13 protein-coding genes are annotated in these 12,824 nt (G+C 72.5%); 8 read left to right on the top strand and 5 right to left on the bottom strand.

Annotated elements, in window-relative coordinates; translation table 11 throughout:
• Positions 1 to 86: 86 nt before the first annotated feature.
• Positions 87 to 959: a dihydropteroate synthase gene (gene folP, locus ACFYY1_RS09200; RefSeq protein ID WP_388582799.1), complete on the top strand. Its 873-nt coding sequence runs from the start codon at positions 87 to 89 to the stop codon at positions 957 to 959.
• A 72-nt stretch (positions 960 to 1,031) separates the two neighbouring features.
• Here folP and ACFYY1_RS09195 read toward each other — a convergent pair whose 3' ends face one another.
• Both ACFYY1_RS09195 and dapE read right to left on the bottom strand, forming a co-directional pair.
• Complete coding sequence (locus tag ACFYY1_RS09195) at positions 1,032 to 1,781, bottom strand: TIGR00730 family Rossman fold protein (protein ID WP_388582797.1); 750 nt, start codon at positions 1,779 to 1,781, stop codon at positions 1,032 to 1,034.
• 102 nt (positions 1,782 to 1,883) lie between these two features.
• A complete protein-coding gene (gene dapE / locus ACFYY1_RS09190) occupies positions 1,884 to 2,963 on the bottom strand; it encodes a succinyl-diaminopimelate desuccinylase (RefSeq protein WP_388582795.1) in 1,080 nt (359 codons plus the stop codon).
• A 61-nt stretch (positions 2,964 to 3,024) separates the two neighbouring features.
• On the opposite strand from dapE, the gene ACFYY1_RS09185 reads away from it, so the two are divergent.
• Both ACFYY1_RS09185 and ACFYY1_RS09180 read left to right on the top strand, forming a co-directional pair.
• Positions 3,025 to 3,963 carry a hypothetical protein gene (locus tag ACFYY1_RS09185; protein WP_388582793.1) on the top strand — a complete coding sequence of 313 codons (939 nt, stop codon included), beginning with the start codon at positions 3,025 to 3,027 and terminating at the stop codon, positions 3,961 to 3,963.
• Positions 3,964 to 4,250: 287 nt separating this feature from the next.
• Positions 4,251 to 4,652, top strand: coding sequence for an ATP-binding protein (locus ACFYY1_RS09180; RefSeq protein ID WP_388582791.1), 402 nt, complete (start codon positions 4,251 to 4,253; stop codon positions 4,650 to 4,652).
• A gap of 90 nt (positions 4,653 to 4,742) precedes the next feature.
• Here the strand turns inward: ACFYY1_RS09180 and dapC are convergent, their stop codons facing one another.
• Together dapC and fdxA are read right to left on the bottom strand one after the other, a co-directional pair.
• Positions 4,743 to 5,837 carry a succinyldiaminopimelate transaminase gene (gene dapC, locus ACFYY1_RS09175; RefSeq protein ID WP_388582789.1) on the bottom strand — a complete coding sequence of 365 codons (1,095 nt, stop codon included), beginning with the start codon at positions 5,835 to 5,837 and terminating at the stop codon, positions 4,743 to 4,745.
• A 151-nt stretch (positions 5,838 to 5,988) separates the two neighbouring features.
• Positions 5,989 to 6,309 carry a ferredoxin gene (fdxA, locus tag ACFYY1_RS09170; RefSeq protein ID WP_018956287.1) on the bottom strand — a complete coding sequence of 107 codons (321 nt, stop codon included), beginning with the start codon at positions 6,307 to 6,309 and terminating at the stop codon, positions 5,989 to 5,991.
• Positions 6,310 to 6,426: 117 nt separating this feature from the next.
• Here fdxA and ACFYY1_RS09165 point away from each other — a divergent pair, with 117 nt between their 5' ends.
• Together ACFYY1_RS09165 and ACFYY1_RS09160 are read left to right on the top strand one after the other, a co-directional pair.
• Positions 6,427 to 7,428: a GNAT family N-acetyltransferase gene (locus ACFYY1_RS09165; protein ID WP_388582787.1), complete on the top strand. Its 1,002-nt coding sequence runs from the start codon at positions 6,427 to 6,429 to the stop codon at positions 7,426 to 7,428.
• 67 nt (positions 7,429 to 7,495) lie between these two features.
• Positions 7,496 to 8,344: a tetratricopeptide repeat protein gene (locus ACFYY1_RS09160; protein WP_388582785.1), complete on the top strand. Its 849-nt coding sequence runs from the start codon at positions 7,496 to 7,498 to the stop codon at positions 8,342 to 8,344.
• Between the two features lie 643 nt (positions 8,345 to 8,987).
• On the opposite strand, the gene ACFYY1_RS09155 is transcribed toward ACFYY1_RS09160, so the two are convergent.
• Positions 8,988 to 9,839 carry a hypothetical protein gene (locus ACFYY1_RS09155; RefSeq protein ID WP_388582783.1) on the bottom strand — a complete coding sequence of 284 codons (852 nt, stop codon included), beginning with the start codon at positions 9,837 to 9,839 and terminating at the stop codon, positions 8,988 to 8,990.
• Positions 9,840 to 9,863: 24 nt separating this feature from the next.
• Between ACFYY1_RS09155 and ACFYY1_RS09150 the strand changes: the two genes are divergently transcribed.
• The 3 genes from ACFYY1_RS09150 to ACFYY1_RS09140 all read left to right on the top strand — a co-directional run bounded on the left by ACFYY1_RS09150 (position 9,864) and on the right by ACFYY1_RS09140 (position 12,736).
• Positions 9,864 to 10,196, top strand: coding sequence for a hypothetical protein (locus tag ACFYY1_RS09150; protein WP_388582781.1), 333 nt, complete (start codon positions 9,864 to 9,866; stop codon positions 10,194 to 10,196).
• Positions 10,197 to 10,374: 178 nt separating this feature from the next.
• Positions 10,375 to 11,103, top strand: a complete 729-nt coding sequence (locus tag ACFYY1_RS09145; protein WP_388582780.1) for a class F sortase — start codon at positions 10,375 to 10,377, stop codon at positions 11,101 to 11,103.
• A 121-nt stretch (positions 11,104 to 11,224) separates the two neighbouring features.
• The gene (locus ACFYY1_RS09140) at positions 11,225 to 12,736 is read left to right on the top strand and encodes an FG-GAP-like repeat-containing protein (RefSeq protein ID WP_388582778.1); all 1,512 of its coding nucleotides are present in this window, start codon (positions 11,225 to 11,227) and stop codon (positions 12,734 to 12,736) included.
• The last annotated feature ends 88 nt before the right edge of the window (positions 12,737 to 12,824 follow it).

Genomic DNA, 12,824 nt, shown 5'->3' with positions numbered 1-12,824 from the left:
CACCGACAACCGGTGGCCACCCGGGCAGCCCTTAGGGTCGCAGGTGACTTACGTGACGATGCGGTCCAGCAAAGGAGAAACGCGGTATGCGAAGCGGTGCGCTCAGGCTGGGACGGCGCGAATTCGGTGCGCACGAGCCGGTGATCATGGCGATCGTGAACCGTACCCCGGACTCCTTCTACGACCAGGGTGCGACCTTCCGGGACGAACCGGCGCTCGCCCGGGTCGAGCAGGCGATCGCGGAGGGTGCGGCGATCGTCGACATCGGGGGCGTGAAGGCGGGTCCGGGCGAGGAGGTGACCGCCGAGGAGGAGGCGCGCCGCACGGTGGGGTTCGTCGCGGAGGTGCGCCGCCGCCACCCGGACGTGGTGATCAGCGTCGACACCTGGCGCCACGACGTGGGCGAGGCGGTCTGCGAGGCCGGCGCCGATGTGCTGAACGACGCGTGGGGCGGCGTCGACCCGAGGCTCGCGGAGGTCGCCGCGCGGTACGGCGCCGGTCTGGTGTGCACGCACGCGGGCGGCGCCGAGCCGCGCACCCGGCCGCACCGGATCGCGTACGAGGACGTGATGGCGGACATCCTGCGGGTGACGGTGGGGCTGGCCGAGCGGGCGGTGGAGCTCGGGGTGCGGCCCGACGGGATCATGATCGACCCCGGTCATGACTTCGGGAAGAACACCCGGCATTCCCTGGAGGCGACGCGGCGGCTCGGTGAGATGACGGAGACCGGCTGGCCGGTGCTCGTCTCGCTGTCCAACAAGGACTTCGTCGGCGAGACGCTCGACCGGCCGGTGAAGGAGCGGGTCATCGGGACGCTGGCGACCACGGCCGTCTCCGCGTGGCTGGGGGCGCAGGTGTACCGGGTGCACGAGGTGGCGGAGACCCGGCAGGTGCTGGACATGGTGGCGTCGATCGCGGGACACCGGGAGCCGGCCGTGGCACGGCGCGGACTGGCCTGAGCGGTGCGGGGCGGTACGGGGCGGTACGGGGCGGGGCCCTGCGACGGGCTCGCCCCGCACCCCGGACGGCTCCTACCGGCCGACCTCCTTCGTCACGAGGTCGACCGCCTCGTCCACGTCGTCGGTGACGTGGAACAGCAGCAGGTCGTGCTCGGACGCCTTGCCCTGCGCCACCACCGTGTCCCGCAGCCAGTCCACGAGACCGCTCCAGTACGCGGTGCCGAACAGCACGATCGGGAAGCGGGTGACCTTGCCCGTCTGGACGAGGGTGAGCGCCTCGAAGAGCTCGTCCAGGGTGCCGAGCCCGCCGGGCAGTACGACGAAGCCCTGCGCGTACTTCACGAACATCGTCTTGCGGACGAAGAAGTAGCGGAAGTTCACGCCGATGTCGACGTGCGGGTTGAGGCCGGACTCGAAGGGCAGCTCGATGCCGAGCCCGACCGAGACGCCCTTCGCCTCCCGCGCCCCCTTGTTGGCCGCCTCCATCGCGCCCGGCCCGCCTCCGGTGATCACCGCGAAGCCGGCCTCCACCAGGGCCTTGCCGATCCGTACGCCCGCCTCGTAGTCGGGCCCGCCGGCCGGGGTGCGGGCCGAACCGAAGACGCTGATCGCGCTCGGCAGTTCGGCCAGCGCGCCGAATCCCTCGACGAACTCCGACTGGATGCGCATCACCCGCCAGGGATCGGTGTGCACCCACTCGGAGTCGCCCTCGGTGTCCAGCAGCCGCTGGTCGGTGGTACCGGGCTGCACCTGTTCCCTGCGGCGCAGTACCGGCCCGAGCCGCTGCTCCTCGGGTACGCGTGCTCCCTCGGGGTTGCCCATGACCTGCTCCCTCCGACGACGATCGACGGCCATCTGCCGATGACCATCCGTTGTCAGCTCAGGGTAGATCGACGGAGGTTACGGACAGGGGAATGCCATGGGTCAGGAGGTGAGCCAGGAGCGGAGCCGCTCCTCGCACCGGGTGATCCGCTCGACCACCACGTGCTCGTCCCGCTTGTGGGCGAAGAGCGGGTCGCCCGGTCCGTAGTTCACCGCGGGGACGCCGAGGGAGCCGAAACGGGAGACGTCCGTCCAGCCGAACTTGGGCCGGGCGGTGCCGCCCACCGCCGCCATGAACGCCTTGGCCGCCGGGTGCGAGAGGCCGGGCATGGCCGCGCCCGAGTGGTCGTCCACGACGAATTCGGCGACGCCGCAGTCCGCGAAGACCTCGTGGACGTGGGCCAGCGCCTCCTCGGCGGTCCGGTCGGGCGCGTACCGGAAATTGACCACGACGGTGCAGGCGTCCGGGATGACGTTGTTGGCGACGCCCCCCTCGATCCGTACCGCGTTCAGGCCCTCGCGGTATTCGAGGCCCTCGATGACCGGGCGGCGCGGTTCGTACGCGGCGAGGCGGTCCAGGATCGGGGCGGCGGAGTGGATGGCGTTGGACCCCATCCAGCCGCGCGCGGAGTGGGCCCGCTCCCCCTCCGTACGGAGGAAGACCCGCAGGGTGCCCTGGCAGCCGCCCTCGACCTCGGCGTCGGTGCCCTCCAGCAGGATCGCGAAGTCGCCCGCCAGCCAGTCGGGGTGGGCGTCGGCGACGTGGCCGAGCCCGTTGAGGTGCGCGGCGACCTCCTCGTTGTCGTAGAAGACGAAGGTCAGGTCGCGGTTGGGCGCGGGCACGGTCGCGGCGATCCGCAACTGGACGGCGACGCCCGACTTCATGTCGGTGGTGCCGCAGCCCCACAGCACCCCGTTCCCGTCGAGCCGGGACGGCACGTTGTCGGCGATCGGGACGGTGTCGATGTGCCCGGCGAGCACCACCCGCTCGGCGCGGCCCAGGTTCGTCCTGGCCACGACGTTGTTTCCGTACCGGTCGACGGTCAGGTGCGGGAGGGTGCGCAGCGCCGACTCGATCGCGTCGGCGAGGTCCTTCTCCTGACCGCTGACCGACGGGAAGTCGACGAGCCGGGCGGTGAGCTCCGGGCCGTCCAGGGTGAGGTCAAGTGTGGTTTCGGGCATGGGACCGACCCTAAGGGACTGGGCCCTCGGCCCCGGTCGGGCACTCCAGTACGGTGGGCCCGTGCCCCGGACCGTCTCCCCCGCCCGCCGACACACCGGCCGCAGCCGCCCCTTGCGCATCGCGGCGGCCCTTGTCGTGCTCGCCGCGCTCGGCGGCTATCTGACCGTTCAGTACATCACCGGCAGCCAGGTCGTCGAAGGATGCGTCGTGCGGTCCGCGGACGGCTCGGACGGCAAGGGCCGTACGTACCGGATGAGCCCGGAACAGGCGGTCAACGCCGCGACGATCTCCGCGGTCGGCACCTCGCGCGGGATGCCGGAGCGCGCCGTGACGATCGCGCTGGCGACCGCGCTCCAGGAGTCCGGGCTGCGCAACATCGAGCACGGCGACCGGGATTCGCTGGGGCTGTTCCAGCAGCGCCCCTCGCAGGGCTGGGGCACCGAGGAGCAGATCCTGGACCCGGTCTACTCCGCCGGGCAGTTCTACCGGCATCTCGCCGAGGTCCCCGGTTACTCGCGGCTGCCGCTGACGGTCGCCGCGCAGCGGGTCCAGCGCAGCGGTTTCCCGCAGGCGTACGCGAAGCACGAGCCGGACGCGGCCCTGCTGGCGGCCGCGCTGACCGGTCGTACCCCCGCCGCGCTGAACTGCGCGCCGCCGCGGGCGACGGCGGCTAGTGCCGACGCGGCGAAGGTGCGGGCGGAACTGGTGCGCGCCTTCGGCAAGGACGTGCTGCCCGCGGCGCGGACGGCTCCCGGGGGCGCCGGCGGTGCGGCGGCGACGAGCACGGTCTCGGTGCCGGTGGCGAAGCCCCGGGCGTCCGAGGACGACGGCTCGGCCCGGCGGGGCTGGGAGCTGGCGCACTGGGCGGTCGCGCAGTCCGAGGCGCTCCGCCTGGGCGAGGTCTCGTACGCGGGCCGGGTGTGGGAGGCCGGGTCGGGCTGGCGGACGGAGCGTAAGGAATCGGGCACCACCGAGGTGCGGATCAAGCTCGCCCGCTAGTTCGCACGATCACCCGGAGGTGTCGTCCGAACCCTTCCAGGCATCTCCTCGGACAGCGGCTCCCCGCAGCCCCCTCCCCGCACCTCAATTCCCTTGGCATGGAAGAGAAGTGACGGTCACCGACGTTCCCGGGAATGCTGCGTTTGCCCGGATTCCTCCATTGCAGATCATGTGACGCATTGCCGACTCTTTACCTCGGCCCACCGCAACCTCTCCCGCCCTTCCGACGGTTGTCATTGCGTCCGATCAACGGACAGACCCATTTCTCATCCTGTCGAAGGAGCATCATGTCCCTCCCCCTGACCCGCCGGATCGCCCGTGCCGCGCTGCTGATCGCCGCGGGTGCCGCTCCCGTGGTCGGCGCGGCCGGAGCCGCGGGTGCCGCGGAGCTCCCGCAGGCCCCGGAGCTCGGCGGTCTGACCACCGTCGACGGCGCCGGTCTCGGCAAGACGGTCGACGGCGCCTCCCAGCAGGGCGCCCAGGTGGCGGGCGACACCGGCGGCAGGATCGTCGGGACGACCCTCCCGGCCGCGACCCGCACCGTGGGCAAGGCCGGCGCCGAGACCACCCCCACCGTGCAGAAGGCCGCGGGCGGCGCCGCGGGCAGCGCGGGCCAGCTCGTCGGCGAGGCCGCCGGTGCCGCGACCCAGGGCGGCCTGCCCACCCAGGGCCTGCCGATCGGCGGCTGATCCGTGCCGGCCGCCGGCCGGCACATCACATACGCGAGGGGCCTCGGGAGTGCGCACTCCCGAGGCCCCTCGCGTATGTGCCGCGGTGTCTCAGCCCAGCCGCTTGACCGCGGCCGCCACCCGCTCGTCCGTCGCCGTGAACGCCACCCGCACGAAGTGGTCGCCGGCCGGTCCGTAGAAGTCGCCCGGCGCCACCAGGATGCCGAGCTCCGCCAGGTACGCCACGGTCTCCCAGCACGGCTCGTCGCGCGTCGCCCACAGGTAGAGGCTCGCCTCGCTGTGCTCGATCCGGAAGCCGTGCGCCTCCAGCGCGGTGCGCAGGGCCGCGCGCCGCTGCGCGTAGCGGGTCCGCTGCTCGGCCACGTGCTCGTCGTCGCCGAGCGCCACGACCGTCGCCGCCTGGACCGGGGCCGGCGTCATCATGCCGCCGTGCTTGCGGATCAGCAGCAGCTCACCGAGGACCGCCGCGTCGCCCGCGACGAAGGCCGCGCGGTATCCGGCCAGGTTGGAGCGCTTGGAGAGCGAGTGGACGGCGACGATGCCCTCGTACGTACCGCCGCAGACGTCCGGGTGCAGCACGGAGACCGGCTCGGCCTCCCAGCCCAGCTCCAGGTAGCACTCGTCGCTGAAGACCAGCACGTCGTGCTCGCGGGCCCAGGCGACGATCCGGATCAGCTCGTCCTTGGCCAGGACGCGGCCGGTCGGGTTGGACGGCGAGTTGAGCCAGAGCAGCTTGAGCCCGGCCGGGTCCAGCTCCGTCGGGTCGTCGTAGACCACGGGCTCGGCGCCGCAGAGCCGGGCGCCCACCTCGTACGTCGGGTAGGCGAGGCGGGGGTAGGCCACCTTGTCGCCCGCGCCGAGACCCAGCTGGGTCGGCAGCCAGGCCACCAGCTCCTTGGAGCCGACGACCGGCAGGACGTTGTGGTGCGTCACCCCGACCGCGCCGAGCCGCCGCTCCACCCACCCGGTGATCGCGTCACGCAGCTCGGTGGTCCCCCACACCGTCGGATAGCCGGGGCTGTCCGCGGCGGCGACGAGCGCCTGCTGGACCAGCTCGGGCACCGGATCGACGGGCGTGCCGACGGACAGGTCCACGATGCCGTCGGGGTGGGCCCCGGCCGTCGACTTGTAGGGCGCGAGCTTGTCCCAGGGGAAGACCGGGAGGCGGGAGGAGACTGCGGACACGGGACTCTGCTTTCTCGTACGGGGGTCACGCGGGACACGCACGGGGCCGCGAGGGCCCCTCGGGCCGCTCGTCACCCGGGCGTGGAAACACCTCGGTCCCGCACGGTGACGAGCCGTACGGGACCGGGGCGGCGCACGTGCTGGCCGTCGGCTACTGGTTCTGCGGCGGCAGCGCGGCGATGAACGCGTGGTCGCGCTCGATCAGGCCCAGCTTGGAGGCACCACCGGGCGACCCGAGGTCGTCGAAGAACTCGACGTTCGCCTTGTAGTAGTCCTTCCACTCCTCCGGGGTGTCGTCCTCGTAGAAGATGGCCTCGACCGGGCACACCGGCTCACAGGCTCCACAGTCGACGCATTCGTCCGGGTGGATGTACAAGGACCGCTGGCCCTCGTAGATGCAGTCGACGGGGCACTCTTCGATGCAGGCCTTGTCCTTTACGTCGACACAAGGCTGCGCGATGACGTAGGTCACGCTGTCGTTCCTCCTCGGTAGGGCGTTGGCTCTCGCGCGGGAGCGCGGCGTCGTCGATGCCCGCCCCTAGTATCTCCGTTCCGGGGCACGAACCGAACAGGAGGGGCGTACAGAGCTGTGGAATTCACCATCGGCGGACAGCTCAAGGTCCGAATCACACCTGCTGACGTGGGCAAACGGGTATCAGTCCGGCGTGTGTGCGAGACGGCCCCACATGGAGCGACGTTCGCCGACACCGTAGGGGTTCTCACATCGTGGGACGACGGTGTGCTCTCGATCACACCGAAGAGCGGTGAATCCGTCCGTATCCCGGAATCGGTTCTGGTGGCGGGCAAGGTCGTGCCCGCCGCTCCGGCCCGGCGGCGCGGTCCGGCGGCCTCCTTCGAGGAGCTCGCTCCCGTCCTCGCCCGTGCCTGGCAGCCGGTGGAGAGCGAACCGCTGGGCGACTGGCGGCTGCGCGCCGCGCGGGGGTTCACCCGGCGCGCCAATTCCGTGCTGCCGCTCGGTGATCCGGGCGTCCCGCTCGACGAGGCGCTCGGGCACGTCCGGCAGTGGTACGGGGCGCGGGACCTGCCCGCGTACATCCAGACCTCCACCGGCGCCGAGGGCACCCAGGAGCTGCTCTGCGCGGAGCTGGAGGAGCGCGGCTGGCGCCGCGAGGTGACGGCGGAGGTACGCACCGCCGGGCTCGCTCCGATCGGCGATCTGGACGCGGACGTGTCCCGGGTGCGGCTGAGCCGGGATCTCGACGAGACCTGGCTCGCCCGCTACCAGCGCTTCGAGACCCCCGGCCCGCACGTCCTGGCGGTGCTGCGCGGCGGCCCCTCGGTGTGGTTCGCGTCGGTGCCCGGTGACGAGGAGGGCGCGGCGCCCGCCGCGATCGGGCGGTGCGTGGTGGACGGGCGCTGGGCCGGCTTCATGGCCGTCGAGGTCGATCCGGCGCACCGGCGCCGGGGGCTCGGCTCCGCCGTGATGACCGCGCTCGCCCGCAGGGCCCTGGAGGAGGGCGCCTCCGCCGCCTGGCTCCAGGTGGAGACGGACAACGAGGGGGCGCGGGCGATGTACGAGGGCATGGGGTTCGCGGTCCATCACCTCTACCACCACTTCCGGTCGGCGTGACGGGGACGGGCGTGACGGGGACGGACGTGACGGAGGCGGACGGACGTGGCGGAGGCGGACGGATCCGATGAACCCTGAACCCGCCGGGCGCCCGGACCCGGACGAGCTGCGCCGCCGGTTCGCCGAGGAGGCGCGCGCCGAACGGCCGGACCTCGCGCTGCTCTGCCTGCTGCTGGGCGCGGTGGCCGATCCGGCGCTGGACGTGAACGGGATCGACGCGGCGCAGATCGAGCTGGACGAGCTGGCGGGCCGGCTTCCGTACGGGGTGCGGGGCGGCCGGGCGTGGGCCTCGGCGCTGGCCGAGCTGCTCGGGGAACGGTACGGCTTCGCGGGCTCGTCGGCGGACTACCAGCGGCTGGAGTCGTCGCTGCTGCACGAGGTGCTGCGCAGGCGTCGCGGGCTGCCGATCCTGCTGTCGGTGGTGTGGATCGAGGTCGCCCGGCGGGCGGGCGCCCCGGTGTACGGGGTGGCGCTGCCCGGTCATTTCGTCGTCGGCTTCGGCGATCCGGCCGAGCGGGTGCTCGCCGATCCGTTCGACGGCGGCCGGCCGATGACCGGGCAGGACGCGGAGCTGCTGGTGGCCGGGGCCACCGGGGAGCCGCTGGAGGAGTCGATGCTGGTGCCCGCCCGGCCGCTGGAGATCGTGCTGCGGATCCTGAACAACATCAGGGCCTGGGCGGCGGCCCGTCCGGAGCGCACGGACGTGGCGCTGTGGGCGGTGGACCTGTCGCTGCTGCTCCCCTCGCACCCCGCCAGGCTCCGGTACGAGCGCGCCCAGCTGCTCGTACAGAGCGGGCAGTTCCTGCGCGGGGCGGCGGAGATGGAGGAGTACGCGGACGTGGTCGACGAGGTGGAGCCCGCGGCCGCGGAGGCGATCCGCCGCCGGGCACGGGCCGCCCGGTCGCTGCTGAACTGAGCGCGGTCCGCAGGCGCGGCGGGGCGTCCGGCGGATGGACCACCGCGTGCCCCGCCGCCCTGCGGCCGGGCTCGTCCCACCGGCGTCGATATGCGCCAGAATTCCCGGATTCAGCGTATGCATGAAACTCCACGTCCTCAAGACCGGTGGTAATTCTCGCCTGAATGAACATGCGAGTTCCTCGCACGACCCGCTCTTTCGCCAATCGATTTCCGTGGGTGAGCACAGCAGGGGCCCCGGACCCCGGACAACCGATTCAGCGCTCGAAGGCAAGCAGGTCGATGTGACGGCGCGTCGCCGGATTCGGATCCTCGGCGACGCGGATCCAGGGGTGCACGCACGGAAACCCAGCAGGTCACGGAAGTCGCACCGCCCGACCGGCGCACTGTTCACACGTTTTCAACTCACCGACTCATAGACTTTGTTGACGGCAATTCGAGGGATAAAAAAGGAAGCGGACGGCGGGCGGCTCCACCTCGCATCAGGGTCGGCAAACGAGTGGAACCCCGTCACCCAAACCTCACGTGCCACTGCGTGCAGTCCAACGGGTGATTATCGGCCGCACTCCACCCGAAGAGCCCACGGCATAGCTCCAATGCCGCGTTTTGCATTGGCGCGAATTCACATTCCGGCTGACGGTGGATCACGTCGCCACTGCGCCACATTGAGTCGACACCCAGTCGCTCTTCGCAGTTGCGTCCGGAAGGAATGTGTTCAGATGCGCTCTGCCCGCACACTGTTCGCTTCGGCCGCTGTCACAGCGGTCCTCGCCATCACCGGCCCGTCCGCCTACGCCATGGCCGCGTCGGACGACTCGGGCCACGACAACGGTTACTCGTCCTCGCACGGCGACGACCACGGAAAGTCCGACCGCGGTGAGGGCCGCGGCGGAGACCGCGGTGGAGACCGCGGCGGCTACGGCGGTGGAGACCGCGGTGGTTACGGCGGTGGAGACCGCGGCGGCCGCGGAGGCGACGGCCCCCGTGGCGGCGTCCACGCCGGCGGCGGCTTCATGGCCTCCGTGATCGCCAGTGACGACGAGGGCGGTCGCGGTGGCCGCGGCGGCGACGAAGGCGGCCGTGGTGGCCGCGGCGGCGACGAAGGCGGCCGTGGTGGAGACGAAGGCGGCCGCGGTGGAGACCGTGGCGGCGACGAGGGCGGCCGTGGCGGCTACGGCGGCCGCGGCGGCGACGAGGGCGGTCGCGGCGGCGGCTACGGCGGTCGCGGCGGCGACAGCCCCCGTGGCGGCGTCCACGCCGGCGGCGGCTTCATGGCCTCCGTGATCGCCAGTGACGACGAAGGCGGCCGCAGCGGCCGCGGCGGCGACGAAGGCGGCCGTGGTGGAGACGAAGGCGGCCGCGGCGGCGACCGCGGTGGAGACCGTGGCGGCGACGAGGGCGGCCGTGGCGGCTACGGCGGCCGTGGCGGCGACGAGGGCGGTCGCGGTGGCGGCTACGGCGGTCGCGGCGGCGACAGCCCCCGTGGCGGCGTCCACGCCGGCGGCGGCTTCATGGCCTCCGTGATCGCCAGTGACGACGAGGGCGGCCGTGGTGGCCGCGGCGGCGACGAGGGCGGTCGTGGCGGCGACGAGGGCGGTCGCGGTGGCGGCTACGGCGGTCGCGGCGGCGACGAGGGTGGCCGTGACGGCGGCTACGGCGGCCGGGGCGGCGACGAGGGCGGCTACGGCGGTCGCGGCGGCGACCGGCCCCGTGGCGGCGTCCACGCCGGCGGCGGCGGCATGGCGATGACCGGTGGCAGCCTGGCCGCCGGCTCGGCGCTGCTGCTCGGCGGTGTCGGCGTCGGCGCGTACAAGCTGCGCCGTCGCCAGTCGACCGGTGGCGCGATGGCCTGACCGGGCCAACCCTCCAGCCGGTAGTTCGGTTGTCGCGGTCGCTGCCCTTCGGGGTGGCGGCCGCGGCGCCTTCATTTCCCCCCTGATAAGCCCCGGATAAACCCGGACCACGCTCCCCTCCGTCCCCTCCCTGTCCCTGCTCCCGCCTCAACACCGCACGACCGAAAGGCACGTTCCCATGGCCGCCCCGCAGTCGACCGGCTCCACCCCCACCCGGACTGCCCCCCGAACCACACTGGGCCGTGCCCTGATGTGGCCCGCCGTGACAGCCGGGCTCGGCATGGTCCTCATCTACAACTCCTTCGGCACCTCGGTCGACGACAAGCCGCCGGCCCCGCCCGCAGCCGTCGCGTCCGCCGTCCCCGAGGTCCCCGAAGTCCTCGGCTCCCACGCCGCACCCGCCCCCGTCACCTCGTCCAAGGCCACCGTCGGCCCGGCGATGTCGGCTTCCGTCCCGAAGCGGCTGCGGATCGCGACCATCGGCGTCGACGCGCCGTTCACCGAGCTGTCCCTCGGCCCCACCGGCCAGCTGAACGCGCCGCCCCCCAACGACAAGAACCTGGTCGGCTGGTACAAGGACGGCATCACCCCCGGCGAGCGCGGTGCCGCGATCGTGGCGGGCCACGTGGACACGACGACCGGCCCGGCCGTCTTCCTCCAGCTCCGGTACCTCAAGCCCGGCGCCAAGGTCGACATCACCCGCGCCGACGGCTCGGTGGCCACCTTCAAGGTCGACTCCGTCGAGCAGTTCAGCAAGGCGGAGTTCCCGGACGACCGGGTCTACGCCGGCACCGATTCCGCCCAGCTCCGGCTGATCACCTGTGGCGGCACGTACGACAAGACCGCGAAGGACTACGAGGACAACGTGGTGGCCTTCGCCCACCTGGACACCTTCGAGCAGGGCTGACCACCGGCGCTCATCGGTGGCGCGGCACAACCATCCGCCGGGCCACGAGGTCGTACGGGGCGGTGCGGAAGCGGATTCCGTACCGCCCCGACTCACGTACCGAACACCGGAGTTGATCGACTTGCCCATCCTCTCCCCACGCAGTCGGCTGGCGATCGCGACCGGAATCGCCCTGGTCGCCGGAGCCGTGGCCGCTCCCGTCGGCCACGCCGCCGCACGGTCGTCCGCCCCGGCCGCGCAGCCGCCCGCCCAGGCGGCGAGCGCGCCGAGCAGCAAGCGGCTGCGCGACGACTTCAACGGCGACGGCTACCCGGACGTGGCCGTGGGCGCCCCCATGGCCACCGTCGGCGGCTCGGAGGGCGCGGGCGCCGTGAGCGTCCTCTTCGGCGGCCCCGACGGCCTGTCCTCGGCTCGAAAGCAGGTGCTGACCTGGCCGGACCGCTCGGGCATCAGCAACCCGGGTGACGCGCGCTACGGCACGAACCTGCGCAGCGCCGATCTGGACAACGACGGTTACGCGGATCTCGTCAGCCGCCCCTGGGCGTACCGGGCCAGCGGTGAAGAGGGCACGGTGCTGACCGTCAACTGGGGCGGCCCGTCCGGCCTTTCGAAGAACGCCATGCTCCTGAAGCCCATCCCCGGTGACCAGGCCTATGGCTTCGGCGACCTGAGCGTGGGCGACGTCGACGGTGACGGCATCGCCGACATCGCGGTGGACGACGCACGGCTCGGTGGCCACATCCTGCACGGCCCGGTCGACCGCACCGGCAAGTGGAGCAGGATCAGTTCGTTCTCGGTCGAGGGCACCGAACTGCTCGACGTCTCGAAGACCGCCGTCGGCGACGTGACCGGCGACGGCGTGGGCGATCTGGCGGTCCTCGGTTTCGGCCCCGACGACCCGTGGCAGCAGCACACGTACCTGCTGAAGGGCGGCCGCTCCGGTTTCGCCGCCCCGGTCGAGATCAAGGACGCGGACGGTGCGGGCGTCGGCGGCACCGCCGTGGGCATCGCCGACCTGGACAAGGACGGCCACGGGGACATCGTCGTCGGACGCGGCGACGAGTGGGCGAACGAGGACACCCCGGTGAAGAAGGGCGGCGCGCTCTTCGTCTCGTACGGCGGCCCGGCGGGGCAGAGCACCGGCCGCAAGCCCGTCTGGATCAACCAGGACACCGAGGGCGTCTCGGGCACGGCCGAGTACCACGACCGGATGGGGTACAGCCTGGCGCTGGGCGACACGAACAGCGACGGCTACCCCGACATCGCCGTGGGCCTGCCGAACGAGAAGATCAACGGCATCGCCGACGCCGGCCGGGTCCTGGTGCTCAAGGGCGGCCCGAACGGCGTGGGCACCGCCGGCTCCAAGGAGTTCGGCCAGTACACGGCCGGGGTTCCAGGGGTGGCCGAGGCGGGCGACCAGTTCGGCGCGGCCCTCGCGCTGGGCGACTACGACGGCAGGGGCCGCGCGGAGATGGTGGTCGGCGCCCCGACGGAGAACAGCGGCAGGGGCGCCCTGTGGATCTTCGGTACGGATGCCTCCGGCATCATCGCGAAGGGTTCCGTCTCGTTCGGCGCGGCCACGATCGGCGCCCCGACCGGCCCCTCCCGCTTCAGCGAGACGCTGACGCACTGAGGGACTGCGCGGAATGGTGGTGGGGGGGCGGCGCCCCCGCACCCCGTCACACCAGCCGGTCGCCCTTGGGAAGGGCCTTCAGGAGCAC

The sequence above is a fragment of the Streptomyces sp. NPDC001890 genome, assembly GCF_042891445.1.
Lineage (GTDB): Bacteria > Actinomycetota > Actinomycetes > Streptomycetales > Streptomycetaceae > Streptomyces.
This window is presented reverse-complemented; position numbering and strand designations above follow the sequence as displayed.

Excerpts from the sequence above, each read along its gene's own strand:
- folP (WP_388582799.1), top strand. The coding sequence starts at position 87 with ATGCGAAGCGGTGCGCTCAGGCTGGGACGGCGCGAATTCGGTGCGCAC.
- ACFYY1_RS09195 (WP_388582797.1), bottom strand. The coding sequence starts at position 1,781 with ATGGGCAACCCCGAGGGAGCACGCGTACCCGAGGAGCAGCGGCTCGGG.
- dapE (WP_388582795.1), bottom strand. The coding sequence starts at position 2,963 with ATGCCCGAAACCACACTTGACCTCACCCTGGACGGCCCGGAGCTCACC.
- ACFYY1_RS09180 (WP_388582791.1), top strand. The coding sequence starts at position 4,251 with ATGTCCCTCCCCCTGACCCGCCGGATCGCCCGTGCCGCGCTGCTGATC.
- ACFYY1_RS09160 (WP_388582785.1), top strand. The coding sequence starts at position 7,496 with ATGAACCCTGAACCCGCCGGGCGCCCGGACCCGGACGAGCTGCGCCGC.
- ACFYY1_RS09145 (WP_388582780.1), top strand. The coding sequence starts at position 10,375 with ATGGCCGCCCCGCAGTCGACCGGCTCCACCCCCACCCGGACTGCCCCC.